A 24,693-nucleotide genomic window follows, 5' to 3' on the forward strand; every position below is an offset into this window, starting at 1 on the left:
CTTCCGCGGCCCGCCGCGCGCGGGTCGCTCACGCGCCGCGCCTGCGCAGCAGCAGGGCGACGGCGGCGCTGAGCAGCAGGCCGGAGATCATCTCCCCGGCGTAGGTCAGCGTCAGCAGGGCCGTGGTCTGCTCGGCGTCATCGGGCTGGGGCATCGCGGCGGTCGTGGCCAGCCAGGCGCCCCAGGCGCCCAGTCCGCTCGCCCCGATCCAGGCGGCGCCGAGCGGCAGCTTCACCGGCAGTGCGGGGGCGGCACGGAACGCGAGCAGCAGCGTTCCGGCGACGGCGACGGCCACGAAGGCGACGCGCACACCCTCCAGGACAGAGAAGTCGCTCGTGCGCTGCGCCACGCGGGCGGCGGGCAGTGCCACGGTCGATCCGGCCGCCCACATCACGTGCATGACGGCCGGGAACAGCGCGAGGAGGGCGCCGGCCGCGGTCAGGGCGCGTACCGGCCGGCCCGTCACGGCGGAGGGCAGGTCCCACACCCGCCCCTGCCACAGGTGGCTCCAGCGGTCCCTGGCATACAGCAGGAAGAGCGTGCCGAGAGAGAGGCCCTGGAGGATGAAACCGCCGTAGACGACGTTGAACACCCAGCCGTCCAGGAACGGTTCGCCAGCGTCCTGCGTCGTGGTGCCGCCCGCCGCGGAGGCCGCCAGCTGCACCGGGAAGCCGATCATGATCGGCGTGAGCAGCCCGGTCGCGCCCCACATCGGGACGCCGAGCAGCCAGGCGCGCACGCGCATGCCCCACGGCTGTGTGAGCAGCAGCGCGAGGACGACCACGGCCGCGTCCATCAGCACGGTGACGCTGTTGACGACGGCGATCAGCGCGGGGTGTTCCAGCAGGATGCTGCCCTCGGGGATGCCGATGCGGCTGCCAGAGATCCAGGCGATCTTGAGCCCCAGGTACGGCAGGCAGGCGGCGATCGCGACGGCACGCAGAGCGGACCGCAGCGGGCTGCGCCGTACGGGACGGAGGGTGTCGGCGTCGGCCGGGAGCGATGTCGGTGTCATGACCCCCACACTCCCGGCGCGGGCGCCCGGACACCTCCTGCGTCGCGACGATCCGCCTCCGCCGCACGGCGGAGACCGGTCTTCGGAGAGGACGCGCCGTACGGCGGAGACCGGGCACGGACAGGACGCCGCCCCGCCCACCGGGTCACCCGGTCGTCGCGCCGCCCGGTGTGTCACAGGCGCCTGGTCGCCAGCGTCAGGCGGTCGCGGGCGTCGAAGAGGGCATCCTTGATCATCTGCTCGTGCGCGGGCGTGAGCCGGGCCACCGGCACCGAGCAGCTGATCGCGTCGCGCGCCGGCGTGCGGTAGGGAATCGCGATGCCGAAGCAGCGCAGACCGAGGGTGTTCTCCTCGCGGTCGACCGCGTAGCCCCGTTCGCGGACGACGTGCAGCTCCTCGATGAGCTTCTCGCGGTCGGTGATCGTGTGCTCGGTCAGCGACGCGAGCGTCTCCGGCAGCATCTTGCGCACCTGCTCGTCGCTGTACGTGGCGAGCAGCGCCTTGCCGAGCGAGGTGGAGTGCGCGGGGAGCCGGCGGCCGACGCGCGTGAAGGGGCGCAGGTAGTGCTGCGACTGCCGGGTGGCGAGGTAGACGACGTTGGTGCCGTCGAGGCGGGCGAGGTGGATCGTCTCCGTGGTGTCGTCGGAGAGCCGGTCCAGGGTGGGCCGGGCCGCCGCCACGACCTCGTCGCCGTCGATGTAGGAGGTGCCCACCAGCAGGGCCCGCACACCGATGCCGTACCGGGTGCCGGTGGCGTCGGTCTCGACCCAGCCGAGCTCGACCAGTGTGCGCAGGAGCATGTAGAGGCTGGACTTGGGATAGCCCACGGCCTCCTGGACGGCGGCGAGGGAGTGCATGCCCGGGCGGCCGGCGAAGTACTCGAGCAACTCGACCGTCCGCACCGCGGACTTGACCTGCGCTCCACCGGAATCGACTGCTGACATCGCTCTTCGCCCCTCTCGACCGCTCTCCGGCGCCCGTCCTGACCGCGCGGAACGCCTTGACCCCGCGGAACGCCCGGAAATAGAGTCCCCAGAAGATTCATCACCAGGAACACTGTTCAGAATACCGAACAAATCCTGGGGGATGGCAGAGACCGGGAAGGAATGCGCGGTGGCAGCAGCACAAGTCTGGAGTGTCGACCCCCGAACCGGGAAGCAGCGCGAACAGGTTGCGGTGGAAGCCACAGCCGAGGAGGTCGACACCGCGGTACGAGCCGCGCACGCCGCCCGCGCCGCACTCGCCGACCGCACGGTCCGCGCCGCCTTCCTGCGCACCGCCGCGGCCGTCCTCGACGGCGCGGGGGACCGGCTCGTCGAGGCGGCCGACGCCGAGACCGCGCTCGGCCCCGTACGCCTCACCGGGGAACTGGCCCGCACCTGCTACCAGTTGCGCGCCTTCGCGGACATCGTCGACGAGGGCGCCTTCCTCGACGTGATCATCGACCACCCCGACGACACCGCCACCCCGCCGGTTCCCGACCTGCGCCGCTACAAGGTGCCGCTCGGGGTCGTCGCCGTCTACGCCGCGTCCAACTTCCCCTTCGCCTTCTCCGTGCCCGGCGGCGACACCGCGAGCGCCCTCGCCGCGGGCTGTCCCGTCGTCGTCAAGGCCCACCCCGACCACCCGGCGACCTCCGAACTGGTCGCCGCCCTCCTGCGCAGGGCGGCGGCCGAGCACGGCCTCCCCGAGACGGTCGTCGGCCTGGTCCACGGCTTCGACGCGGGCGTCGAGCTGGTGAAGCACCCGCTGGTCGCGGCTGCGGGCTTCACCGGTTCCGTACGCGGCGGCCGCGCCCTCTTCGACGCGGCGGCGGCCAGGCCCGTCCCCATCCCCTTCCACGGCGAACTCGGCTCGCTGAACCCGGTCGTGGTCACCGAGGCGGCCGCCGCCGAGCGCGCCGAACAGATCGGCACCGGCCTCGCGGGCTCCATGACGCTCGGCGTCGGGCAGTTCTGCGTCAAGCCCGGTCTGGTGTTCGCGCCCGCGGGGCCGGCGGGCGACCAGCTCGTCAAGACGCTGACCGACGCGGTGAGCGACACCGCCGCGGGTGTCCTGCTCGACCACCGCATGCGCGACAACTTCGTCGCCGGAGTCGCCGAGCGCGCCGCCCTGCCGGACGTGGACACCCCCGTGACCCCCGGCGCGGCCTCCGAGCACACCGTCAGCCCCGGTTTCCTGACCGTCCCCGTCGCGCGGCTCGCCGCGGACGGTGCGCACGACATCCTCCTGGAGGAGTGCTTCGGACCGGTCACCGTCGTCGCCCGCTACGACAGCCACGACGACGTCACCGCGGTCCTGTCCCGCCTCCCCGGCAACCTCACCGCCACCGTCCACCTGTCCGGCGAGGAGGCCGAGGGCAACGGCAACGGCGCCGCGATCCTCGCCGAACTCACCCCGCTCGCCGGCCGCGTCCTCGTGAACGGCTGGCCGACCGGTGTCGCCGTCGCCGCCGCCCAGCACCACGGCGGCCCCTACCCGGCGACCACGTCCACCTCGACCTCGGTCGGCGGCACCGCGATCGAGCGCTGGATGCGCCCGGTCACGTACCAGACCACCCCCGAGGCGCTGCTGCCGCCGGAGCTTCGCGACGACAACCCGCTCGGCCTGCCCCGGCGCGTCGACGGCCGCCCCGAGCACTGAGCACCCTCCCGGAGGGCTGATTTCGGACATGGTCCCGGACAGCCGGGCTCGGCGCCCCTGCCGAGCCCGGCGCCCTGCGGGCGGCCGAGGACGCCCCGGGCGGGCAGCCGCATCGGCGGTCGCCACCGCGCCCCGCAACCGCGCGTGAGCCGTCCGCGTCCCCCGGCACATGATCAGGAACGCCGTACCGGCCGATCTCGACGCCATCGCCGCCCTGCACGCCGAGGCGCGCGCCAGTTACTACCGCGGCCACATCGCCGACGAACTGTTCGACAGCCCCGCCGAACACGCCCGCATGCGAGGGGGCTGGGAGGCGGGCATAGGGCGCGGCGCCGTGCTGTGCGCCGAGCGGGACGGCACGGTCGCGGGCGTCGCCGCCTCGCGCGAGATCGACGGCGTCATGCACCTCACCCAGTTCCATGTCGACCCCGCACGCTGGCGCGCGGGCATCGGCACCGAACTGCACGCCGCCTGCGTCGCGTCGTGGCGGCGCGCAGGTGTGACGACGGTGCGCCTGGAGGTGTTCGCGCACAACACCCGCGCCCAGCGCTTCTACGCCCGCCAGGGCTGGTCCCCGGATCCTGACGAACCCCGCTCCGGGAACCACCTGGTGCTGCGGCTGGTGCTGAACGGCTAACCGTTCAGCCGGTGTTCGTGGACGCGCAGGTGGAGCGCCGCCAGGTCGAGGAGCGGCGTGGCCACGCCGTGCGCGCGGGCACGGGCGACCAGGTCCCCGAGGACGTGCTCGGCCTCGGTGGGAAGGCCGGCCACCACGTCCCGGTACAGGGACGACGAGAACGGCACGCCGCTGCGGGTCACCGTCTCCTTGGTGAAGGCCAGTTCGTCGTCCGGTACGGGGAAGCCGGCCGCCGCCGACACGGCGGCGGCCTCGGCCAGGACGGCCGGGCCGAGCTCGTGACCGCCGGGGACGGCGTTGATGTCGCCGACCGTGCCGCGCATGAGGCAGGTCAGCGCGCCGACGGTGCTGACGAACACCCACTTGTGCCACATCGCGGCGATGATGTCCGCGGGTGCATCCGAGTCCACTCCCGCGTCCCGCAGCAGGGTGCGCGCGGCGTCCACGCGGGCGGACGGGCGGCCGTCCTGCTCGCCGAGGTTCAGCAGGGCGCGCGGCGCGAGCCTCACGATGTCCCCCCGGCCGTCGAGGGTCGTGGCGACCTTGGCGACACCGCCCAGCACCCGGCCGGCGCCGAAGCGGGCGTTCAGCTCGTCGAGATGCGCCATTCCGTTCAGGAGCGGGACCACGGCGGAGCCGGCTCCGACCGCGGGCGCGAGATCGTCCAGGGCGCCGCTCAGCGCGGTGGCCTTCACGGACAGCAGCACGAGGTCGTAGGGACCGGACAGCCCGTCCGCCGTCACGAGCCGGGGAGTGATCACCTCGTCCTCGCCCGCCCCGGTGAGACGCAGCCCGCGCTCGCGCAGGACCTCGGCACGCCGCGGACGGACGAGGAAGGTCACGTCCGTGCCGGCCTGAGCGAGGCGCGCGCCGTAGAGACCTCCGGTGGCACCGGCTCCGACGACGAGAACATTCATGGGAATCCTTGCGGTTGCAGTGAGGTGGATGCGGCGGGGGGAAGCCCCTGGGGCCTGTGCCCCGCGGACCTAGTCGGCGATGCGCAGCAGCAGCTTGCCGGTCGAGGTGCGTCCGCCCATCAGCGTGTGCGCGGCCGCGGCCTCGGCGAGCGGGAACTCGGCGGTCACCGGAAGCCTCACGGTGCCGTCCGACACCCGGCTCAGGGCGCGTTCGGTGATCAGGCGCAGGGTGCCGGGGGAGGACTGGGCGAGCGCGAGGACGGAGAACGCGGCCACGGAGCGACCGCTTCCGATCAGGTCGGCCTGGCCGAGCTGCCACGGCTCGTCCCCGGAGGCGTTGCCGAAGGACACCAGCCGCCCGAAGGCCGCCAGCGCGCCGAGGCCGCGCCGGAGGGTGTCGCCGCCGACGGGGTCGAGGATCAGGTCGACGCCGCGTCCGTCCGTGACGCGCAGCGCGTCGGCGGCGAAGTCGCCGCCCGTGAACACCTCGTCGTAGCCGTGCGCGAGGGCGTGCTCCGCCTTGGCGGGCGAGGACACCACCCCGTACACCGCTCCCGCGCCGGCCGCGCGGGCCAGCTGTCCCGCGACGGTGCCGATGCCGCCGGCCGCGCCGTGCACCAGCACGCTCTCCCCGGCCCGCAGCCGGCCGACCTCGTGCAGCAGGGCGTGCGCGGTCGGCAGCACCGTGGGCAGGGTCGCCGCCGTGCGCGGGTCGATGACGTCGGGCAGCCGGAAGGCCGTGGCCGCGTCCGCGACGACGACGTCCGCGTAGGCGCCGGACGGGGTGAGCGCGGCGACGGCCTGCCCCGGCAGGAATCCCTCGACGCCGGGGCCGACGGCCCGGACGCGGCCCGAGACCTCAAGGCCGGGGACGAACGGCAGGGACGGGACGCGATAGCCGTCGGAGCGGGCCTTGAGGTCGGCGAAGTTCACGCCCGCGTAGGCGGCGTCGACGGTGATCTGTCCCGGCCCCGGTTCGGGGACCTCCGCCTGGACGAGCCGCAGTACCTCGGGGCCGCCGAACTCCGTGATCCGGATCGTACGCATGGCGGGGTGCCACCCTTCGACGAGACGAGTGTTCAACGGAAAGCGAACACTCGGAGTGTAAGATCGCGGTCGAACACTCGGCAAGAGGATGGAGGGGAACGGCATGCCGGACCAGTCGCCCACCGCCGGTCACCGTCCCGCGCCGGTGCACACCCACCCCGACGACGTGTCCGTCCTGACGGCCCTCGCCGCCCTCGCGGACCCGGTCCGCCTCCGGCTCGTCCGCGAAATGGCCGGCTCCCCGGTGTGGACCCGCAGCTGCGGCAGCTTCGACGTCCCGGTCGGCAAGGCGGCCCTGAGCCACCACTTCACGGTGCTGCGTGCGGCGGGCCTGGTCGAACAGCGAGACCAGGGCCCGAAGCGGGTCAACCGCCTGCGCCGCGAGGAGTTCGACGCACGATTCCCGGGGCTGCTGGAGCTGGTGCTGCGGCCCGACGACGGGGCGTAGCGGAGACCCGCCCTCCGCTCCTGCGCCTCGTCCGGAATGGGGAGGCGTCCGTGAGCGTTGACTCTGGCGCGGAGGTGGCCTCCGCATGCCCCGAGCCGCACGACCTGGAGTGATGAGAAGACATGCGCGTCGAGATCTGGAGCGACATCGCCTGCCCCTGGTGCTACATCGGCAAAGCCCGGTTCGAGAAGGGGCTCGCCGCCTTCGCGCACCGCGACGGGATCGAGGTCGTGCACCGCTCCTTCGAGCTCGACCCGCGCCGCGCCAAGGGCGACACCGCCCCCGTGATCGACATGCTCGCCGCGAAGTACGGGCGCACCCGAGAGGAGGCGCGGGCCATGGAGGAGCACGTCGCCTCCAACGCCCGCGCGGAGGGCCTCGCTTACCGCACCGAGGGACGCGACCACGGCAACACCTTCGACATCCACCGCCTGTTGCACCTCGCCAAGGCCCGCGGTCGCCAGGACGAGCTCCTCGACCTCGCCTACCGGGCCAACTTCGCCGAGGAGCGGTCGGTCTTCGACGCCGACGTCCTGATCGCGCTCGGCGTCGAGGCGGGGCTCGACGAGGACGAGGTGCGCGCGGTCCTGGCCGACGAGAGCGCCTACGCGGACGACGTACGGACCGACGAGCGCGAGGCCGCCGAGCTGGGCGCGACCGGGGTGCCGTTCTTCGTCATCGACCGGCGCTACGGCGTCTCCGGCGGGCAGCCCGCGGAGGTCTTCACGCAGGCGCTGGAGCAGGCGTGGCAGGGCCGGGCGCTCACCCCGGTCGGCGCCGACGACTCCCCGGCCTGCGACGCCGACGGGTCCTGTGAGGTCCCCTCCCCCTGAGGCCTTCCCCGGTGCCGCGCGCGGCTCCTACAGGGGCCGTACGAACGCGATGCCCGGCCGGCCGTCCACCACGAGATCGCCCGTGGCCGTGAAGCCGGTACGGGCCAGCACCGCGCGCGAACCGGCGTTGTCCACCGTGGTCACCGCGCGCAGCTCGGTCAGTCCGTACTCCGCCGCCGCCAGCGCGCAGACCTCTCGCACGGCGGCGGTCGCCAGGCCGCGGCCCGCCGCGCTCTTCGCCACGCGGTAGCCGAGCTCGGCTCTGCCGTCGGCCACGTCGACGAGGTTGACCCGCCCCAGCACCCGCCCGTCCTCGTCGACGAGGACGTGGAAGTGGCACAGTCCGGTCGCCTGTTCGGCGAGCAGCGCCGCGTGCCGCTCGTCGAACCGCGCGAAGTAGTCGTCGCCCCGGTCGGGAACCGACGCGGCGAAGTAGTCCCGGTTCTCCCGCTCGAACGCGAGGAGGGCGGGGGCGTGATCGGCACGGAGGCGCTGGACGGCCGGAGTGAGTGCGGGCATGACACGACCGTACCGGCCGGGGCCGGCGCCCGGGGCGTTGTTGACCAGGCGTCCCGATCATCGGAGGGTGGCCCCATGGAGAGACTTCACGCCCTCGGCGGCGGCGAGTTCGCACCCGCGTCGACCTACCTGAACACCGCGGTGTGCGGGCTGCTGCCGCGCCGCACGGTCCGTGCGGTGACCCGGCTCGCCGAGGAGCTGGCCGAGGGGCGCCCGGGCGGCTCGGGGGAGTCGGGCGCGGTGGACGCCACGCGCCGCTCGTTCGCCCGGCTCACCGGCGTGGACGAGGGACGCGTCGCCGTCGGCGGCTCGGTCTCGGTGCACGTCGGGCTGATCGCCGCGTCGATGCCGCCGGGCGCCGAAGTCCTCTTTCCCAAGGGGGAGTACGCGTCCGTCATCACCCCGTTCACGGTGCGCGGCGACCTGAAGCTGCGGTACGCGCCGCTGGACGCGCTGGCCGAGGCCGTGCGGCCCGGGACGGCGCTGGTGGCCTTCTCGTCGGTGCAGTCGGCGGACGGGAGGATCGCCGACATGGCCGCCGTACGGTCGGCCGCGGCGGCGCACGGCGCCCGTACGCTGCTGGACGCCAGCCAGTCGGCGGGCTGGCTGCCGCTGCGCGCGGGGGAGTGGGACTTCACCGTCACAGGTGGCTTCAAGTTCCTGCTGTGCCCGCGGGGCGTCTCGTTCCTGACCGTGACGCAGGAGGCGCAGGACGCGCTGGCGCCGATGCACGCGGGCACGTTCGCGGCCGAACGGCTGTGGGAGACGACGTACGGCCCGATCGACGAGCTCGCACATTCGGCCCGCCGCTACGACGAGCCCCCGGCCTTCCTCGCCTACCACGGCGGCGAGCAGTCGCTCGCGCTGCTGGAGGAGATCGGCATCGACGCGGTGCACGCGCACGTGGTGGCGCTGGCGCGGCGTTTCCGGGCGGGCCTCGTGTCCCTCGGGCACGAACCGGTGCCGGGCGACTCGGCGATCGTCGCGGTCCCGGGCCTCGGCCCCCGCGCGGCGGAGCTGGCCGCGGCGGGCATCGTCGTCTCGGCGCGGGCGGGCCGGCTGAGGGCGGCGTTCCACCTGTACAACACGGGCGAGGACGTGGACCGCGCGCTGGAGCGCATCGGCCCGCGCTAGCGCGCGGCCCTCACGCCTTTGCTTCTCCGCAGTCCGCCGTCTCGGTGCACAGGCCGGCCTCGACCTTGCCCAGCAGGCGGGCCAGTTCGCTGCGCTCGTCCGGGTCCAGGCCGGCCAGCGTCTGCTCCTCCAGCGCGGTCCAGGCCGCCGACATGTCCGCGAGCAGCGCGCAGCTGCGCTCCGTCGCCTCGACGACGACCGCGCGGCGGTCGGCGGGGTCGGGGCTGCGGCTGACGTGGCCCGTCTGTTCCAGGCGCTGGAGCATCTTGGTGACCGTCGAGGGGTCCAGCCCCACTTCCCTGATCAGCTCCGACTGCCGTACCGGGCCGGCGCCCCACAGGCGCATCATCAGGAACTCCTGGCCGGGGTAGAGGTCCAGCTCCCTGAGCAGCTTTCCCGCGGCGATGCGGTGCAGCCTCGCCACCCGGGACAGCGCGTGGCTCACGGGGCCGCCGCGTGCGGCGTGGGGGAGCGCTTCCGCACAGGCGGCGTAGCCCTGCGTCTCGGGCGCGGCGGACATGGCGACCTCCTCGGACACCCCCTGGGGGCTGCGGCTGCGGGCCGGTCCGGCCCGTGTTCACGATGCTGTCACAGATATTACCTTGGTCGGCCAATGAATGAGGTACAGTGACGTCGCACTCGTTAGTTGGCCGACCACATAAGTTTGGGGACGATCATGACCACCGCATTCGACCCGATCCGCCTCGGCGGCAGGCAGCTCGCCAACCGCATCGCCATGGCGCCGATGACCCGCAGCCGCGCCCACGGCCCCGGCCTGACGCCCACGCCGTCCGTGGTGGAGTACTACGCGCAGCGCGCCTCCGCCGGCCTGATCGTCACCGAGGGCATCCAGCCCTCCGTCGTCGGCCAGGGCTATCCCGACACCCCCGGGCTCCACAGCCGCGAACAGATCGCCGCCTGGCGCAAGGTCACCGACGCCGTGCACGCCGCGGGCGGCACGATCTTCGCCCAGCTGATGCACGCCGGCCGCATCGGCCACCCCGTGCTGCTGCCCGACGGCCTCGTTCCGGTCGGCGCCTCCGCCGTCGCCGCGCAGGGCCAGGTCTACACCCACGAGGGCCCGAAAGACTTCGTCACGCCCAAGGAGCTGAGCACCGAGGAGGTACGGGCGACGATCGCCGACTTCGCCGCCGCCGCGCGAGGCGCCGTCGAGGCGGGCTTCGACGGGGTCGAGCTGCACGGCGCCAACGGCTACCTGATCCACCAGTTCCTGGCGCCCAACACCAACCTGCGCACCGACGAGTGGGGCGGTTCCGACGAGAACCGGATCCGTTTCGCCGTGGAGGCGGTCAAGGCCGTGGCCGACGAGATCGGCGCCGAGCGCACGGCCATCCGGCTCTCGCCCTCCAACCCGTACAACGACATCGAGGAGCCGGAGCCCGAGGCCGTCTACACCGCCCTCGTCCAGCGGCTCGAACCGCTCGGACTCGCCTACCTGCACCTCATCGAGGCGACCCCCGACCAGCGGGAGTTCGTCCAGACGCTGCGCAAGGTGTTCGGCGGCACGGTCGTGCTCAACGCGGCCACCGACGGCCCGACCGGCCCGGGGGAGCTGGCCCTGATCGAGGACGGCGTCGCCGACCTGATCTCGTACGGCGCCCTGTTCCTCGCCAACCCCGACCTGCCGGCCCGTCTCCGGGCCGGCGGGCCGTACAACACCCCCGACCCGTCCTCCTTCTTCGGCGGCGGCGACCAGGGCTACATCGACTACCCGGCCCTCGTCTGAGCGGCCGGACACGCGGGCGGGGCCGGTCTCCGGAGGGGGAGGAGACCGGCCCCGCCGTTGCTCGGGGTGTCCGGCTAGCGCACCGGGGTGAAGTCCCGGGCCCCGATGAACTCCGGCCGCCGCACCGGAGCGGCGAACGGCTCCACCGCCGCGTTCTCCACGCTGTTGAACACGATGAAGACGTTGCTGCGCGGATACGGGGTGATGTTGTCGCCCGACCCGTGCATGCAGTTGCAGTCGAACCAGGTCGCCGAACCGGCGCGGCCCGTGAACAGCCGGATCCCGTGGGCGTCGGCGAAGCGCGTCAGCGCCTCGTCCGACGGCGTCCCGGCGTCCTGCATCTGCAGCGACTTCTTGTAGTTGTCCTTCGGCGTCTCACCTGCGCAGCCGAGGAACGTCCTGTGCGACCCCGGCATGATCATCAGGCCGCCGTTGGTGTCCAGGTTCTCGGTCAGCGCGATCGACACGGACACGGTCCGCATGTTCGGCAGTCCGTCCTCGGCGTGCCAGGTCTCGAAGTCCGAGTGCCAGTAGAAGCCCGAGGCGCCGAAGCCCGGCTTGACGTTGATACGCGACTGGTGGACGTACACGTCCGAGCCGAGGATCTGACGGGCTCTGCCCACCACCCGTTCGTCGCGCACCAGCGCGGCGAAGACCTCGCTCAGCCGGTGCACCTCGAACACCGACCGCACGTCCCGGGACTGCGGCTCGATGATGGAGCGTTCGTCGGCCCGTACCGCCGGGTCGGCGATCAGCCGGTCCAGCTCGGCACGGTAGAGCGCCACCTCATCGTCACGGATGAGCTGGTCGACGGCGAGGAAGCCGTCGCGCTCGTAGCCCATCAGGTCGGCCGTGGCGATCGGGCCGGGTGTGCCCGGAGCGGACCAGACGACCGGGTCCTTTCGCGGGGTCGTCACCTCGGTCGCGCCACGGGTCGGGTACAGGTCGGTGCGTGCGGGTGCGGTGGTCATGTCTCAGCCCTCCTCCGTCAGCAGCGGGTACACGCCGTTCTCGTCATGGTCCTCCCGTCCGGTCACGGGCGGATTGAAGACGCAGACGCAGCGGAAGTCCGTCTTGGGGCGCATGGTGTGCTTCTCGTGACCGTCCAGCAGGTACATGGTCCCCGGCTCGATCCAGTGGGTCTCGCCCGTCTCGTCGTTGGTCAGCTCGGCCTCGCCCTCCACGCAGAGGACGGCCTCGATGTGGTTCGCGTACCACATCGACGTCTCCGTGCCCGCGTACAGCACGGTCTCGTGCAGCGAGAAGCCGACCTTCTCCTTGGCGAGCACGATGCGCTTGCTCTCCCAGGTGCCGGACGCGGCCTTCACATGGCGGTCGGTGTTCTCGATGTCCTTGAACGATCGGACGATCACGGTGAGTCGTTGCCTTTCTGGTCTCTGCGGTGGTCAGGCGGTCTCGCGGACGGCGCGCGCCAGGATGCGCAGGCCCTCGTCCAGTTCGTCGGCGGAGACGGTCAGCGGCGGCAGCAGCTTCACGACCTCGCTCTCGGGGCCCGACGTCTCCAGGAGCAGTCCCAGCTCGAAGGCGCGGGCGCACACCCTGCCGGCGCGTGCCTTGTCGTCGAACTCCATGCCCCACACGAGCCCGCGGCCGCGGAAGCCGACGCCCTCGCCGCCGAGTTCGTCGACGATCGCGAGCAGCGCGCGCTCGACCTGCTCGCCGCGCGCGATGGTCTGCTTCTCCATCTGCCCGTCGGCCCAGTAGGTGCCGAGCGCTGCCGCGGCCGTCACGAACGCCGGGTTGTTGCCGCGGAAGGTGCCGTTGTGCTCGCCCGGCTCCCAGATGTCCAGCTCGGGCTTGAACAGGCAGAGCGACATGGGCAGTCCGTAGCCGCTGATCGACTTGGACAGCGTGACGATGTCCGGGGTGATCCCGGCCTCCTCGAACGAGAAGAACCCGCCCGTGCGGCCGCAGCCCATCTGGATGTCGTCGACGATCAGCAGCATGTCCTGGCGCTCGCACAGGTCCGCCAGCGCGCGCAGCCACTCGGGCCGGGCCACGTTGATGCCGCCCTCGCCCTGGACCGTCTCGACGATCACGGCAGCCGGCTTGTTGAGGCCGGAGCCCTGGTCCTCCAGCAGGCGCTCGAACCACAGGAAGTCCGGGACCTGGCCGTCGAAGTAGTTGTCGAACGGCATCGGGGTGCCGTGCACCAGCGGAATGCCGGCGCCGGCGCGCTTGAAGGCGTTGCCCGTGACGGCGAGCGAGCCCAGCGACATGCCGTGGAAGGCGTTGGTGAACGAGACGATCGCCTCGCGCCCCTTCACCTTGCGGGCCAGCTTCAGCGCGGCCTCGACCGCGTTGGTGCCCGTCGGGCCGGGGAACATGACCTTGTACGGCAGGTCGCGCGGGCGCAGGACCACGTTCTGGAACGACTCCAGGAAGGCGCGCTTCGCGCTCGTCGCCATGTCCAGGCCGTGCGTGATGCCGTCCCGCTCGAGGTAGTCGATCAGCGCCCGTTTCAGGACGGGGTTGTTGTGCCCGTAGTTGAGCGATCCGGCGCCGGCGAAGAAGTCCAGGTAGGTGTGTCCGTCCTCGTCGTGCAGGTAACTGCCCTGCGCGCGGTCGAACACGGCGGGCCAGCCGCGGCAGTAGCTGCGCACCTCGGATTCGAGGGTCTCGAAGACGCTCAGGGCGGGCGGGGTGATGGTCACAGCGGTCTCCATGGGGGTGGGGGTCAGGCGGCGAGGGGGCCGATGCGGTAGAGCACTTCCGGCTGGTGCGTTCCTTCGGGGAACAGGCCGCCGTCGAAGAGGACTTCGCGGCGCAGCTCCGCGTCGTGACGCCGGGCGTAGGAGGTGAACAGGCGGTCGGACGCCGTGTTGTCCGGCGTGATCGTGGTCTCGATCTCGCGCACCCCGCGGCCGCCGGTGACCTTGGCCGTCAGGGCGTCCAGCAGGACGCCGGCCAGCCCCCGGCCGCGGTGCTCGCGGTCGACGGCGACCTGCCAGACGACGAGCGCCTCCGGACGGTCGGGCCGCACGTAGCCGGTCACGAAGGCGATCGGCTCGCCGTCGGGGCCGCGTGCCACGACGGAGGTGGCCGCGAAGTCGCGACACCACAGCAGATAGCTGTACGAGGAGTTGAGGTCCAGGACCTCGGAGTCGCGGGCGATGCGCCAGATCGCGGCTCCGTCCTCCACTCGCGGGGTGTCGATCTCCAGCAGGTCCGGTGAATCGGTCAATTCTTCTCGGGCTCGTACAAGGTCTTCTTGTGCGGCGGTCATGCGAATTGAATTTACCGAGCAAATTCCGAGATTGCATCGGGCCGGGGGGTTGGGTCGGAGGGCCTTCTGTGTTATCGCGCGGGCGCGAGCCGTCCCGCCGATCGCCGGGCGATCGCGCTGGTTTGCCCGTATTTAAGCGGGCAAATCGCGTCCGATGTGGGGTCGGTCACATGTCCGTAACCACGTTGACACCCCCGCGAATCGCCTCTGGAAGTCGATCGGAATCCGTGCGTTTAGATGCGGAGATCGGGGGCAGCAGAATGCGGGGAGCTGTTCACTTGAATTTGCTCCCCGCATTTACGGGTCCTGCTGTGAATATGTTTTACGGGATGAGGGGCGGGCAGGTGCTACCAGTTCTCGCCGACCGCCCGCCGCGCACCTTCCAGGTCCACCTGGCGGCCCTGCTCGGCCAGCGCGCCGCCGAGCGCCGCGAGCGACGACTGCACGACACCGCGCGCCGCGTCCACACCGTAGTGGTTGACCCGGATCATCTCCTTCGCCAGCGCCCCTCCACCGGCGATCAGCGGCAGCGAGGGATCGGCGGCGAGCGCCGCCGCCACCAGATCACGCGCGTCCAGGCCGTCCGGCGCGCGCAGCGTCGTCGCGACCGGAGCCGCGTCCTTCACCTCGTGGACGTACGGGGTCAGACCGCCGCCGAGCGCCAGCGCGCCCGCGCGCGTGGCCGCCGCGGCCGAGGCGTGCCGCGCCATCACCGCATCGAGCCCCTCCGCCTCGATGCGCTCGACGCACGCCTCCAGCGCCAGCATCTCCAGCTGGGCGGGCGCGTGCAGCAGGGCCCGGCGCCCGCCGTCGATCCAGCGCTCCTTCCAGTCCATCAGCGACAGGTACGAACGCCGGGGCGCGGCCGGGTTCGCCGCCATGCGCTCCCAGGCGCGCTCGCTGACCGACACCGCGGACACGCCCGCCGGGCCGCCCATCGCCTTCTGCGCACCGATCACGCACAGGTCCACGCCCCAGGCGTCCGGCAGCAGGGGCTCCGCCCCCACCGAGGCGACCGCGTCCAGCATGAACAGCGCACCGTGCGCCCGGACCACCTCGCCGATCTCCGCGACCGGGTTGGTGTTGCCGGTCGCGGCCTCGGCGTGCACCAGCGAGACGAAGTCGATCTCCGGGTGCGCCGCCAGAGCCTCCTCCACCTGCCCGGCCGTCACGGCGGTGTGGAACGGCACGTCGAGGTCGACGACACGGGCGCCGCAGTCGCGCAGCCAGTCGCCGAAGGTCTGCCCGTAGGGGCCGGTCACCACGTTCAGCGCGGTCGAGCCCGCCCGCGCGCCGCCCCGGATGCAGCCCTCCAGGGGCAGCAGCGCCTCGCCCTGCATGATCACCACGTCCTGGCCGGTGCCCAGCAGCGCGGCGACCCTGCGCTCGATCGAGGCGAAGCGCGAGGCGGTCAGCGGGGCCAGGTCGAGCAGGGGGTGTGTCACGGCGAGCTCTCTTCGATCAGCGGTGCCGGCCCGGCGCCCGGGCCTCCCGCCGAGCCTACCGAGGCCCTGGGCGCCCGCCTTTGTACGCCTCGTACAGTGCTGGGCATGAGCGATGACACGGTGCTGCACGTGAAGGGGCGGGTGCTCGTCGGACCCGAGGACGTACGGGACGAGGTGTGGGTCGTGGAGGGCCGCATCACCTACGACCGTCCTCGCGCCGAGGCGGTCACCGTGCACGGCTGGGCCCTGCCCGGACTCGTCGACGCCCACTGCCACGTGGGACTCGACCACCAGGGCCCGGTCGACGCCGCGACCAGCGAGAAGCAGGCGCTCACGGACCGGGACGCGGGCACCCTGCTGCTGCGCGACGCGGGGTCCCCCTCGGACACTCGGTGGATCGACGACCGCGAGGACCTGCCGAAGATCATCAGGGCCGGCCGTCACATCGCGCGCACCCGCCGCTACATCCGCAACTACGCCCACGAGATCGAGCCCGCCGACCTCGTGGCCTACGTCGCCCACGAGGCCCGGCGCGGCGACGGCTGGGTCAAGCTCGTCGGCGACTGGATCGACCGCGACGCGGGCGACCTGACCGCCTGCTGGCCGCGCGACGCGGTGGAGGCCGCGATCGCCGAGGCGCACCGGCTGGGCGCGCGGGTGACGGCCCATTGCTTCGCCGAGGACTCGCTGCGCGACCTCGTGGAGGCGGGCATCGACTGCATCGAGCACGCGACGGGACTCACCGAGGAAACGATCCCGCTGTTCGCCGAGCGCGGCGTCGCGATCGTCCCGACGCTGGTCAACATCGGCACGTTCCCCGCGCTGGCGGCGGGCGGCGAGAGCAAGTTCCCGCGCTGGTCGGCCCATATGCGAAGGCTGCACGAGCGCCGGTACGACACCGTGCGCGCCGCCTACGACGCCGGGATCCCCGTCTTCGTCGGCACGGACGCGGGCGGCTCGCTGGCGCACGGGCTGGTCGCCGACGAGGTCGCCGAGCTGGTGAAGGCCGGTATCCCGCCGGTCCGGGCGCTGTCGGCGACCACGTGGGGCGCGCGGGAGTGGCTCGGCCGCCCGGCGCTGGAGGAGGGCGCCCCGGCGGACCTGGTCGTGTACGACGAGGACCCGCGTGCCGACGTCCGGGCGCTCGCGGGCCCGCGGCGGGTGGTGCTGAACGGACGGGTCGTCGGCTGACGCGGTCCCGCCGGCCGCCCCCGGGCGGCGTGTTGACCCGGCGTGACCCGGCCGTGCCGCACTCGTTGAAGCACTTTCCCGTGCGCCGGTCGGTGGACCGGCGCATCTCACGCGGGAGGTGAGGGGCGGGGCCACGAGGAACACCCGTGCCCCAAGAATCGAATACTGACGCGGAAACCTCACTTTAGGGTGAACTCGCCTCGGTTGACTGTCAGTTCACTCTCCGTGCGTAAAGGATGCGGGTGTCTTCGCCACCGCGTCCACGTGTCCCCGTGGACGCGGTGGCGCCATGTCTCCTGTGGGGGTTCCACCACCGTGAACAGCAACACCTTCCGCCTGCCCGCCGCCCGTGTGCCCGCACGCAAGGCCGTCGCGGGGGCGGCCGCCGCCGCACTGGCCGCCGTGCCGCTGGCCCTCGCGACACCCGCGCACGCCACCGGCGGCGACGGAAAGGCGGAGGCGGTCGTCCTCCGTACCGCTCTCGACGTCTCCCTGATCGACAAGACCGCGCACGTCCCGCTCAAGGCCACTCTCAACGAGGTGCGGGCCCCCGGCAGCGCCGAGAAGACCGCCTTGAGCGTCCGGTTGGACGGCGTCGACGAGGGGCGTCCGTTCCAGGTGCTGCGTGCCGACGTGGCCACGGCCAGGGCCACTGTCGAGGACGGCAGGGCCGCCGCGTACAGCAACCTGGTCCGTGCCCGCGTGCACGTGCCCGGACTGCCCCTGCTGTCGCTCGTCGAGGTCGAGAAGGCCACCTCCGAGGCCGTGTGCGCTGCGGGGAGCAAGCCCGTCGCCACCTCCAACGTGCTCGGACACGTCAAGGTGCTCGGCAAGAAGGTGACGCTCGGCGCGGGCGGACAGACGCGCGTCGCGGTGCCCGGCGTCGGCGAGGTCACCCTCGATCTGTCGAAGACGCAGACCACGTCCCGCACGGCCGCGGCGACGGCCCTGCGCCTCACGGTGTCGGTCGACCCCCTGGACCTCAACGTCGCCGCGGTCACCGGCGAGGTGACCCTCGTCGAAGCGGCCTGCGAAGCGCCCGACGCCCCGACGAAGCCGTCCGAGAAGCCCACGGAGAAGCCCACGGAGAAGCCCACGGAGAAGCCGTCGAAGGCCCCGGACGGCAATATCGCGCCGCAGACCGGGAAGGAGCCCGAGGAGAACCTGGCGGAGACCGGCGGCAGTTCCAGCACCCCGTACATCGCGGGCGGCGCCGGTCTGCTGCTCGCCGCCGGCGCGGCCACGATCGTCCTGTCGCGCCGACGCTCCGGCTCCCGGGGCTGACCCGCTCCGGTCCGGCCGGGCCCCACCGAGGGGGAGGGGCCCGGCGGGACCGGGAGGCCGGGCCGTGCGTCAGCCCACCATGACCAGGGCCTGGTCCAGGGCCTGCAGGAAACGATTCGTCGTCACCCTGTCCCGGACCGCGAGCCGCAGCCAGTCGCCGTCCAGCCCCGGGAACGTGTCCCCGCGCCGGACGGCGAAGCCCAGCCCCCGCAGCCGCTCCCGCACCTCCTGCGCACGACGGACCCGGACGAGCACGAACGGGCCCTCGGCGCTGTCCACCGCCCGTACCTCGTCGAACTCCGCGAGGCCGGCCAGCAGATGGGCGCGGTCCGCGGCGATCTGGCGCGCCGCGTCCTCGGCCTCCGCCAGCGCGGCGCCGCCCATGCACGCCTCCGCAGCGGCCAACGCGGGCGTGGACACCGGCCACAGCGGCTGGGCGCGCTCCAGCGCGGCGATCGTGGCCGGCTCCGCCAGCACGTACCCGATCCGCAGGCCCGCGAGTCCCCACGTCTTGGTGAGACTGCGCAGCACGACGAGGCCCGGTACGTCGGTGCGGCCCGCGAGCGCCTCCACCTCTCCCGGCACCGCGTCCATGAACGCCTCGTCCACGACCAGCAGCCGCCCCGGACGCGCCAGTTCGGCGATCTGCGCGGCCGGGTGCAGGACGGACGTGGGATTGGTCGGATTGCCGATCACGACCAGATCGGCCGACTCCGGCACCGCCTTCGGATCCAGCCGGAAGCCGTTCTCCTCCCGCAGCAGGACGCGCCCCACGTCGTGGCCCGCGTCCCGCAGAGCCGCCTCCGGCTCCGTGAACTGCGGATGCACGACGACCGGCCTGCGCACCGGCAGCGCCCGCGCGAGCAGCACGAACGCCTCCGCCGCACCCGCCGTCAGCAGCACCCGCTCCATCGGCAGCCCGTGCCGGGCCGCGACGGCGGTCCGCGCGGCGCGCCCGTCCGGGTAGGCCGCCAGCGAGTCCATCGATGCGGCGATGCGCTCCCGGAGCCACCGCGGGGGCGTGCCGGTACGGACGTTGACCGCGAGGTCGACCAGGTCCGAGCCGCCGTCCCTGACCTCGGCGTCCCCGTGGTGGCGCAGGTCGTGCCCGGACGGCTCGGAACGCTCCGGGTGTTCGGGATGGCCCCGGTCGTCAGTGCGCGTGTACATGGCCGCCGCGCAGCGGTACGGGAAGACGGTTCACAGGGGTCTCCTCGATGTGTGGGGGGTGGAAGAACGCACGACGGTCATCATGTCTCCTGCCGCCGGATCCCGGCAGAGGCAGGGGACGTTCGCGTGGAGCTCCGCGCGATGGCGCACGTCACACCCGCGGGCCGCCCCACGGGACACGACGTGCGCTTGGGCACCAGCAGTTCGCCGCCGCCCGCCAGGGCCGCCGCCTCGGCGACCGACGGCGTCCCGACCGCCGCCAGCGCCGCCCCGGACGGGCCGGGCACCGGCACGGCGGCGAGCCGTGCGGCGGAGTACGCCACCAGGGGAACGCCCAGCCGCCCGGCCACGCCCACGATCCCCGGCTCGCCGGCCTTCACATCGAGCGTGGCGACCTCCACCACGTCCGCCGCCGCCAGGCCCGCCTCGCGCAGCGCCGTCAGGACGAGCTCCACCACCTCGTCGACGGGCACACCCCTCGACGCGCCGACGCCGACGACGAGAGCGGGCGGACCGGTCATGGGGCACTCCTCGGAGTCGGGGCACAGGCGGGGCGGCGAAGTCAATCCGGTGCGGCGGCGATGTGCACGGGGGCGGGTCGATGGGCTAGCAAGGGCGCATGGCGGTGTTCGTCGCGCTCGGCGCGTTCCTGATGACGCTGTTCGGCGGCTGGATGGCGCACCGCGTCACCGACCGCCGCCACCTCGTGCTGGGCCTCGCGGGCGGCCTCATGCTCGGCGTCGTCGGGCTCGACCTGCTGCCCGAGGCGGCGGAGGCGGCGGGCCGGCCGGTGTTCGGCGTACCGCAGGCGCTGCTGCTGTTCGCCGGCGGCTTCCTCACGGCCCACTGCGTCGAACGGCTGCTGGCCGTACGACAGGCCGCGCACGGCGGGGAACGACGCGTACCGCAGGTGGGGCTGACGGCGGCCGCGGCGATGGTGACCCACAGCCTCATGGACGGCATCGCCCTCGGCGCCGCCTTCCAGGTGGGCGGCGGCATGGGCGCCACCGTCGCGCTCGCCGTCGTCACCCACGACTTCGCCGACGGCTTCAACACGTACACGATCACCAGCCTGTACGGGAACACCCGCCGCAAGGCGGTCGTCATGCTCGTCGCCGACGCGCTCGCGCCCGTGGTCGGCGCGGCGTCCACGCTGCTGTTCACTCTTCCTGAGGAACTTCTCGGCAGCTACCTCGGGTTCTTCGGCGGCGCGCTGCTCTACCTCGCCGCCGCCGAGATCCTGCCCGAGGCGCACCACGAACACCCCGCCCGTTCCACCCTGTTGTGCACGATCGGCGGTGTCGGCTTCATCTGGCTGGTGGTCGGCCTCGCCGAATGACCCGGCCCCCGTCATGCCCGGCAGGCCTCGACGAACCGGGCGGCGACCTCGGGCCGCGACGCCCAGTGGGTGTGCAGATAGCTGGCATGCACGCCCTGGTGCACGAAGCCCTCCACCCTGCGCTCCGGACGCACCATGCCCCACGCGGGCGTGGCCCCGGCCCCCGGCTCCAGCACCGTGCGGTGGAACTCGTGGCCGCGCATGCGCGTCCCGGCCGCGGCGAGCGGGCTGTCGCCCACGGCCACGGCCTCCCGGTAGCCGAGCGTGAGCCGCCCGGTCATGCGCGCGTCCGCGTCCAGCACACCGCACATGGGCTTCCCGTCCAGGGAACGGGCGAGGTACAGCAGCCCGGCGCACTCGGCGGCGACCGGCGCCCCGGACCGGGCCAGCTCGGCGACGGCCTTGCGCAGCGACTCGTTCGCCGACAGCTCGGGGGCGTACACCTCGGGGAATCCGCCGCCGACGACGAGCCCGCGCGTCCCGTCCGGCAGTTGCTCGTCCCGCAGCGGGTCGAAGGTCACGACCTCGGCACCGGCGTCCTTCAGCAGTTCGACGTGCTCGGCGTACGAGAAGGTGAACGCGGGCCCGCCGGCGACGGCGACGACGGGGTGGGGACCATCGTCCCGCAGGGCGGGACCGGTGGGCACGACCCCACCACCACCGGCGTGCGGCCGCTTCACGACATCCGGCTCCCACGGAGCGTGCGACAACACCGGCGCGCTGCGGGCGAGGGCCAGCAGCGCCTCCAGATCGCACCCCGCCCGCACCTGCTCCGCCTGCGCCCGCACGGCATCGACGGCCTCGGCCTGCCGCTCGGCCACCGGCACGAGCCCGAGGTGCCGCGACGGCGTCGCCACCGCAGGCGCCCGTCGGAGTACGCCCAGAACCGGCACCCCCGACTCCTCCAGCGCCTCCCGCAGCAGCCGCTCGTGCCGGTCGGTGGCGACCTTGTTCAGGATCACCCCGCCGATCCGCACCTGAGGGTCCCAGGACGCGAACCCGTGCACCAGCGCCGCCACCGACCGGGACTGCGACGACGCGTCCACCACCAGCACGACGGGTGCCCGCAGGAGTTTCGCGACCTGTGCGGTCGACGCGAGTTCACCCTGGCCCGCGGCTCCGTCGTACAGGCCCATCACGCCTTCGACGACGGCCAGTTCGCAGCCGCGCGCGCCGTGCGCGAAGAGCGGAGCGATCAGCTCCGTGCCGCACAGGTACGCGTCGAGGTTGCGGCCGGGCCGCCCGGTGGCCAGCGCGTGGTAGCCGGGGTCGATGTAGTCCGGGCCGACCTTGTGCGGCGAGACCGCGAGACCGCGGTCGGCGAACGCGGCCATCAGGCCCGTCGCGACCGTGGTCTTGCCCGCGCCGGAGGACGGCGCGGCGATGACGAGACGTGCTACCACTCGATGCCCCGCTGGCCCTTCTGCCCGACGTCCATCGGGTGCTTGACCTTCGACATGTCGGTCACCAGATCGGCGAAGTCGATGAGTTTCTGCGGGGCGTTGCGACCGGTGATCACCACGTGCTGGGTGCCGGGCCGCTCGCGCAGCACATCGACGACCTCGTCGGTGTCGATCCATCCCCAGTGCATGGGGTAGGCGAACTCGTCCAGCACGTAGAGCTTGTACGTCTGCGCCGCCAGGTCCCGCTTGACCTGCTCCCAGCCCTCACGCGCCTTGTCCTCGTTGGACAGCTCGCCCTCGGCGGTGGGGCGCTGGATCCACGACCAGCCCTCGCCCATCTTGTGCCAGGCGACCGTGCCGCCCTCGCCGCTCGCGCCGAGCACCTTGAGCGCGTTCTCCTCGCCGACCTTCCACTTGGCCGACTTCACGAACTGGAAGACCCCGACCGGCCAGCCCTGGTTCCAGGCCCGCAGCGCGAGCCCGAACGCGGCGGTCGACTTGCCCTTGCCGATGCCCGTGTGCACGAACACGAGCGGGCGGTTGCGGCGCTGACGGGTGGTGAGTCCGTCGTCCGGTACGACGGTCGGCTGTCCCTGCGGCATTAGGCGGCCCTTCTGCTGATGGCGTGTACGGAGCGGACGTCCTTGACGAGACCGGCGATCGAGTCGGCGCGCAGCTCGTCGAGGGTGACGGCGGTGCCGCCGAGTTCGCCGGCGAGGGCGCCGGCCAGACCGAGCCGTACGTGTCCCGACTCGCAGTCCACGACGACCGACGCGGTTCCTTCGGCGGCGTGCAGCCGCGCGGCGCGCAGGGCGAGCGCGAACGCGTCGCCCGCACCCCGAGCCGTGGCGCGGCCGTCCGTCACCACGACGAGCAGCGGGCGGCGCGACGGGTCGCGCAGGCGCTCGACGCGCAGCACCTCGTGCGCCTTGAGCAGCCCCGCAGCCAGGGGCGTACGGCCGCCCGTCGGCAGCTGCTCCAGCCGTGCCGCGGCCGCGTCCACCGACGACGTCGGCGGCAGCGCCAGCTCCGCGTCCTTCCCGCGGAACGTGACCAGGCCGACCTTGTCGCGCCGCTGGTACGCGTCCAGCAGCAGCGACAGGACCGCGCCCTTGACGGCGCTCATCCGCTGCCGTGCCGCCATCGAGCCCGAGGCGTCCACCGCGAACAGCACGAGGTTGCCCTCGCGCCCCTCGCGGGTCGCCTGCCGCAGATCGTCCCGGCGGACCACCAGGCCGGGACCGCTGCGCCCGCGAGCGCGCTGGTGCGGGGCCGCGGCCTGCACGGTGGCGGCCAGGTGGAGCTTGGTGAGTGCGCCCCGGGGCCGGCGGGATCCGGTCGTCCGCCCGTGGTCGGTACGCGCCCGGGACCTGCGGCCCGCCGCGCCCTCGCCCAGGCCGGGCACGCTGAGCACCTTCGCGCGGAACGGCTCCGAGGCCCGTACCGGCTGCTGCTCACCCCGCCCGGCGCCGGGGGCCGGTGCGGGCGGCGTCTCCGCCTCGGCGGGCTCGGACGAGGCGTCCGGGCCCTGGCCCTGCGGCGGCACCCCGCCACCGTCGGGACCGCCCCCGCCGGGGCCGCCTCCGTCGGGACCGGGATCGGGGTCCGGATCGGGGTCGGGCTCGTCGTCGCCGAACTGTTCCAGGGTCTCGTCGAGCCGGTCCTCGTCGAGGCCCGGCGCGTCGAAGGGATTGCGCCGCCTGCGGTGCGGCAGCGCGAGCAACGCCGCCTGGCGCACGTCGTCGGTGGTGACCTCGTCGCGGCCCGCCCAGGCCGCAAGCGCCGTCGCCGTACGGGCCATCACGATGTCCGCGCGCATGCCGTCCACCTCGAAGGCCGCGCACGTGGCCGCGATCTGACGCAGCACCGCGTCGCCGAGGACCACCCGCGGCAGCAGCTCCCGCGCCGCCACGATCCGCTCCCGCAGCGCCGCCTCCTCGTCCGCCCAGCGGGCCGCGAAACCGGCCGGGTCGTCGTCGTACGCCAGCCTGCGCCGTACGACCTCCACCCGCTGGTCGGGGTCCCGGGAGGCCGCGACCTCCACCGTGAGGCCGAAGCGGTCCAGCAACTGGGGCCGCAGTTCGCCCTCTTCGGGGTTCATGGTGCCGACGAGCAGGAAGCGCGAGGCGTGCCGTACGGACACGCCTTCCCGCTCGACGTACGAGGCGCCCATGGCAGCGGCGTCCAGCAGCAGGTCGATCAAGTGGTCGTGCAGCAGGTTGACCTCGTCGACGTACAGGATCCCGCGGTGCGCGTCCGCGAGCAGGCCCGGCTCGAAGGCCTTCACGCCCTCGGCGAGGGCCCGTTCGATGTCGAGCGCGCCGACGAGCCGGTCCTCGGAGGCGCCGACGGGCAGCTCGACCAGGCGCATCGGCCGCGCCGATGCGGCCCCGCCCTCGTGCGGACCGTCCGGGCACGCCGGGTCCGGCGCCGCGGGCGCGCAGGAGAACCGGCACCCGGCGACGACGTCGACATCCGGCATCAGCGACGCGAGCGCCCGCACGGCGGTCGACTTGGCGGTCCCTTTCTCACCGCGCACGAGCACGCCGCCGACCGCCGGACTGACCGCGTTGAGCAGGAGGGCCAGCCGCAGGTCGTCCATTCCGACGACCGCGGTGAACGGATAGGGGGTGCTCATCCTTTGATCACTCCTTTGCTGGGGAAAACCAGCCCC

At 73.1% G+C, this 24,693-nt stretch carries 24 protein-coding genes and 1 pseudogene; 9 read left to right on the plus strand and 16 right to left on the minus strand.

Going from position 1 to position 24,693, the window contains the following annotated elements; translation table 11 throughout:
* Positions 1-28 precede the first annotated feature (28 nt).
* Positions 29-1,015, minus strand: coding sequence for a hypothetical protein (locus tag QFZ82_RS29955; protein ID WP_307716106.1), 987 nt, complete (start codon positions 1,013-1,015; stop codon positions 29-31).
* 173 nt (positions 1,016-1,188) lie between these two features.
* Positions 1,189-1,959, minus strand: coding sequence for an IclR family transcriptional regulator (locus QFZ82_RS29960; RefSeq protein ID WP_307716107.1), 771 nt, complete (start codon positions 1,957-1,959; stop codon positions 1,189-1,191).
* 169 nt (positions 1,960-2,128) lie between these two features.
* Here QFZ82_RS29960 and QFZ82_RS29965 point away from each other — a divergent pair, with 169 nt between their 5' ends.
* Complete coding sequence (locus QFZ82_RS29965; protein ID WP_307716108.1) at positions 2,129-3,658, plus strand: aldehyde dehydrogenase (NADP(+)); 1,530 nt, start codon at positions 2,129-2,131, stop codon at positions 3,656-3,658.
* Positions 3,659-3,827: 169 nt separating this feature from the next.
* Positions 3,828-4,295 (plus strand): GNAT family N-acetyltransferase, encoded by a 468-nt coding sequence (locus tag QFZ82_RS29970; protein WP_307716109.1) that lies wholly within the window; start codon positions 3,828-3,830, stop codon positions 4,293-4,295.
* Here the strand turns inward: QFZ82_RS29970 and QFZ82_RS29975 are convergent.
* A complete protein-coding gene (locus QFZ82_RS29975) occupies positions 4,292-5,212 on the minus strand; it encodes a ketopantoate reductase family protein (RefSeq protein WP_307716110.1) in 921 nt (306 codons plus the stop codon). The genes QFZ82_RS29970 and QFZ82_RS29975 overlap by 4 nt on opposite strands.
* 69 nt (positions 5,213-5,281) lie before the next feature.
* Positions 5,282-6,259 (minus strand): zinc-binding dehydrogenase, encoded by a 978-nt coding sequence (locus QFZ82_RS29980; protein ID WP_307716111.1) that lies wholly within the window; start codon positions 6,257-6,259, stop codon positions 5,282-5,284.
* 103 nt (positions 6,260-6,362) lie between these two features.
* On the opposite strand from QFZ82_RS29980, the gene QFZ82_RS29985 reads away from it, so the two are divergent.
* Together QFZ82_RS29985 and QFZ82_RS29990 are read left to right on the plus strand one after the other, a co-directional pair.
* Positions 6,363-6,707 carry a helix-turn-helix transcriptional regulator gene (locus QFZ82_RS29985; RefSeq protein ID WP_307716112.1) on the plus strand — a complete coding sequence of 115 codons (345 nt, stop codon included), beginning with the start codon at positions 6,363-6,365 and terminating at the stop codon, positions 6,705-6,707.
* A 122-nt stretch (positions 6,708-6,829) separates the two neighbouring features.
* Positions 6,830-7,540 carry a DsbA family oxidoreductase gene (locus QFZ82_RS29990; protein WP_307716113.1) on the plus strand — a complete coding sequence of 237 codons (711 nt, stop codon included), beginning with the start codon at positions 6,830-6,832 and terminating at the stop codon, positions 7,538-7,540.
* 27 nt (positions 7,541-7,567) lie between these two features.
* Here QFZ82_RS29990 and QFZ82_RS29995 read toward each other — a convergent pair whose 3' ends face one another.
* Positions 7,568-8,059: a GNAT family N-acetyltransferase gene (locus QFZ82_RS29995; RefSeq protein WP_307716114.1), complete on the minus strand. Its 492-nt coding sequence runs from the start codon at positions 8,057-8,059 to the stop codon at positions 7,568-7,570.
* A 75-nt stretch (positions 8,060-8,134) separates the two neighbouring features.
* Here QFZ82_RS29995 and QFZ82_RS30000 point away from each other — a divergent pair, with 75 nt between their 5' ends.
* Entirely contained in the window at positions 8,135-9,193 is a 1,059-nt protein-coding gene (locus QFZ82_RS30000; RefSeq protein WP_307716115.1) for an aminotransferase class V-fold PLP-dependent enzyme, read from the plus strand.
* Between the two features lie 10 nt (positions 9,194-9,203).
* Here the strand turns inward: QFZ82_RS30000 and QFZ82_RS30005 are convergent, their stop codons facing one another.
* On the minus strand, positions 9,204-9,713 hold the full coding sequence (locus tag QFZ82_RS30005) for a MarR family winged helix-turn-helix transcriptional regulator (protein WP_307716116.1): 510 nt from the start codon (positions 9,711-9,713) through the stop codon (positions 9,204-9,206).
* A 156-nt stretch (positions 9,714-9,869) separates the two neighbouring features.
* Between QFZ82_RS30005 and QFZ82_RS30010 the strand changes: the two genes are divergently transcribed.
* The gene (locus tag QFZ82_RS30010) at positions 9,870-10,940 is read left to right on the plus strand and encodes an alkene reductase (protein WP_307716117.1); all 1,071 of its coding nucleotides are present in this window, start codon (positions 9,870-9,872) and stop codon (positions 10,938-10,940) included.
* Positions 10,941-11,014: 74 nt separating this feature from the next.
* On the opposite strand, the gene thpD is transcribed toward QFZ82_RS30010, so the two are convergent.
* The 5 genes from thpD to QFZ82_RS30035 form a co-directional block, all read right to left on the minus strand.
* The gene (gene thpD, locus QFZ82_RS30015) at positions 11,015-11,911 is read right to left on the minus strand and encodes an ectoine hydroxylase (protein WP_307716118.1); all 897 of its coding nucleotides are present in this window, start codon (positions 11,909-11,911) and stop codon (positions 11,015-11,017) included.
* 3 nt (positions 11,912-11,914) lie between these two features.
* Positions 11,915-12,313 (minus strand): ectoine synthase, encoded by a 399-nt coding sequence (locus tag QFZ82_RS30020; protein WP_177148896.1) that lies wholly within the window; start codon positions 12,311-12,313, stop codon positions 11,915-11,917.
* A 33-nt stretch (positions 12,314-12,346) separates the two neighbouring features.
* Complete coding sequence (ectB, locus tag QFZ82_RS30025) at positions 12,347-13,615, minus strand: diaminobutyrate--2-oxoglutarate transaminase (RefSeq protein WP_307717889.1); 1,269 nt, start codon at positions 13,613-13,615, stop codon at positions 12,347-12,349.
* Positions 13,616-13,638: 23 nt separating this feature from the next.
* Positions 13,639-14,187 (minus strand): diaminobutyrate acetyltransferase, encoded by a 549-nt coding sequence (gene ectA, locus QFZ82_RS30030; RefSeq protein WP_307716119.1) that lies wholly within the window; start codon positions 14,185-14,187, stop codon positions 13,639-13,641.
* Between the two features lie 347 nt (positions 14,188-14,534).
* Positions 14,535-15,632 (minus strand): alanine--glyoxylate aminotransferase family protein, encoded by a 1,098-nt coding sequence (locus QFZ82_RS30035; RefSeq protein WP_307716120.1) that lies wholly within the window; start codon positions 15,630-15,632, stop codon positions 14,535-14,537.
* A gap of 105 nt (positions 15,633-15,737) precedes the next feature.
* Here QFZ82_RS30035 and QFZ82_RS30040 point away from each other — a divergent pair, with 105 nt between their 5' ends.
* On the plus strand, positions 15,738-16,823 hold the full coding sequence (locus tag QFZ82_RS30040; RefSeq protein WP_307716121.1) for an amidohydrolase family protein: 1,086 nt from the start codon (positions 15,738-15,740) through the stop codon (positions 16,821-16,823).
* 315 nt (positions 16,824-17,138) lie between these two features.
* Positions 17,139-18,107, plus strand: a complete 969-nt coding sequence (locus QFZ82_RS30045; RefSeq protein ID WP_307716122.1) for an SCO1860 family LAETG-anchored protein — start codon at positions 17,139-17,141, stop codon at positions 18,105-18,107.
* A gap of 69 nt (positions 18,108-18,176) precedes the next feature.
* Here the strand turns inward: QFZ82_RS30045 and cobC are convergent, their stop codons facing one another.
* Both cobC and QFZ82_RS30055 read right to left on the minus strand, forming a co-directional pair.
* A complete protein-coding gene (gene cobC, locus QFZ82_RS30050; protein WP_307716123.1) occupies positions 18,177-19,277 on the minus strand; it encodes an Rv2231c family pyridoxal phosphate-dependent protein CobC in 1,101 nt (366 codons plus the stop codon).
* Between the two features lie 98 nt (positions 19,278-19,375).
* Positions 19,376-19,789, minus strand: a pseudogene (locus QFZ82_RS30055) (cobalamin biosynthesis protein); the annotation flags it as partial.
* A 107-nt stretch (positions 19,790-19,896) separates the two neighbouring features.
* On the opposite strand from QFZ82_RS30055, the gene QFZ82_RS30060 reads away from it, so the two are divergent.
* Positions 19,897-20,616, plus strand: a complete 720-nt coding sequence (locus QFZ82_RS30060; protein ID WP_307716124.1) for a ZIP family metal transporter — start codon at positions 19,897-19,899, stop codon at positions 20,614-20,616.
* A gap of 11 nt (positions 20,617-20,627) precedes the next feature.
* On the opposite strand, the gene QFZ82_RS30065 is transcribed toward QFZ82_RS30060, so the two are convergent.
* Genes QFZ82_RS30065 through QFZ82_RS30075 form a run of 3 tightly spaced genes read right to left on the minus strand, consistent with a single transcriptional unit; the run spans position 20,628 to position 24,657 of the window.
* Positions 20,628-22,019, minus strand: coding sequence for a cobyrinate a,c-diamide synthase (locus QFZ82_RS30065; protein WP_307716125.1), 1,392 nt, complete (start codon positions 22,017-22,019; stop codon positions 20,628-20,630).
* Complete coding sequence (cobO, locus tag QFZ82_RS30070; protein WP_307716126.1) at positions 22,013-22,621, minus strand: cob(I)yrinic acid a,c-diamide adenosyltransferase; 609 nt, start codon at positions 22,619-22,621, stop codon at positions 22,013-22,015. The genes QFZ82_RS30065 and cobO overlap by 7 nt, the downstream gene beginning before the upstream one ends.
* A complete protein-coding gene (locus tag QFZ82_RS30075) occupies positions 22,621-24,657 on the minus strand; it encodes a putative cobaltochelatase (RefSeq protein ID WP_307716127.1) in 2,037 nt (678 codons plus the stop codon). Before QFZ82_RS30075 ends, cobO begins: the two co-directional genes overlap by 1 nt.
* Between the last annotated feature and the right edge of the window lie 36 nt (positions 24,658-24,693).

This window comes from Streptomyces sp. V4I23 (genome assembly GCF_030817975.1).
Classification (GTDB): domain Bacteria; phylum Actinomycetota; class Actinomycetes; order Streptomycetales; family Streptomycetaceae; genus Streptomyces.

Bases quoted from the DNA above. Each gene is read 5' to 3' on its own strand.
- QFZ82_RS29975 (WP_307716110.1), bottom strand. From the start codon at position 5,212: ATGAATGTTCTCGTCGTCGGAGCCGGTGCCACCGGAGGTCTCTACGGC.
- QFZ82_RS29985 (WP_307716112.1), top strand. From the start codon at position 6,363: ATGCCGGACCAGTCGCCCACCGCCGGTCACCGTCCCGCGCCGGTGCAC.
- QFZ82_RS30075 (WP_307716127.1), bottom strand. From the start codon at position 24,657: ATGAGCACCCCCTATCCGTTCACCGCGGTCGTCGGAATGGACGACCTG.
- QFZ82_RS29995 (WP_307716114.1), bottom strand. From the start codon at position 8,059: ATGCCCGCACTCACTCCGGCCGTCCAGCGCCTCCGTGCCGATCACGCC.
- QFZ82_RS29970 (WP_307716109.1), top strand. From the start codon at position 3,828: ATGATCAGGAACGCCGTACCGGCCGATCTCGACGCCATCGCCGCCCTG.
- QFZ82_RS30000 (WP_307716115.1), top strand. From the start codon at position 8,135: ATGGAGAGACTTCACGCCCTCGGCGGCGGCGAGTTCGCACCCGCGTCG.
- thpD (WP_307716118.1), bottom strand. From the start codon at position 11,911: ATGACCACCGCACCCGCACGCACCGACCTGTACCCGACCCGTGGCGCG.
- QFZ82_RS30010 (WP_307716117.1), top strand. From the start codon at position 9,870: ATGACCACCGCATTCGACCCGATCCGCCTCGGCGGCAGGCAGCTCGCC.
- QFZ82_RS29990 (WP_307716113.1), top strand. From the start codon at position 6,830: ATGCGCGTCGAGATCTGGAGCGACATCGCCTGCCCCTGGTGCTACATC.
- cobO (WP_307716126.1), bottom strand. From the start codon at position 22,621: ATGCCGCAGGGACAGCCGACCGTCGTACCGGACGACGGACTCACCACC.
- cobC (WP_307716123.1), bottom strand. From the start codon at position 19,277: ATGTACACGCGCACTGACGACCGGGGCCATCCCGAACACCCGGAGCGT.
- QFZ82_RS30060 (WP_307716124.1), top strand. From the start codon at position 19,897: ATGGCGGTGTTCGTCGCGCTCGGCGCGTTCCTGATGACGCTGTTCGGC.
- QFZ82_RS30040 (WP_307716121.1), top strand. From the start codon at position 15,738: ATGAGCGATGACACGGTGCTGCACGTGAAGGGGCGGGTGCTCGTCGGA.
- QFZ82_RS29980 (WP_307716111.1), bottom strand. From the start codon at position 6,259: ATGCGTACGATCCGGATCACGGAGTTCGGCGGCCCCGAGGTACTGCGG.
- QFZ82_RS29955 (WP_307716106.1), bottom strand. From the start codon at position 1,015: ATGACACCGACATCGCTCCCGGCCGACGCCGACACCCTCCGTCCCGTA.
- QFZ82_RS30005 (WP_307716116.1), bottom strand. From the start codon at position 9,713: ATGTCCGCCGCGCCCGAGACGCAGGGCTACGCCGCCTGTGCGGAAGCG.
- QFZ82_RS29960 (WP_307716107.1), bottom strand. From the start codon at position 1,959: ATGTCAGCAGTCGATTCCGGTGGAGCGCAGGTCAAGTCCGCGGTGCGG.
- ectA (WP_307716119.1), bottom strand. From the start codon at position 14,187: ATGACCGCCGCACAAGAAGACCTTGTACGAGCCCGAGAAGAATTGACC.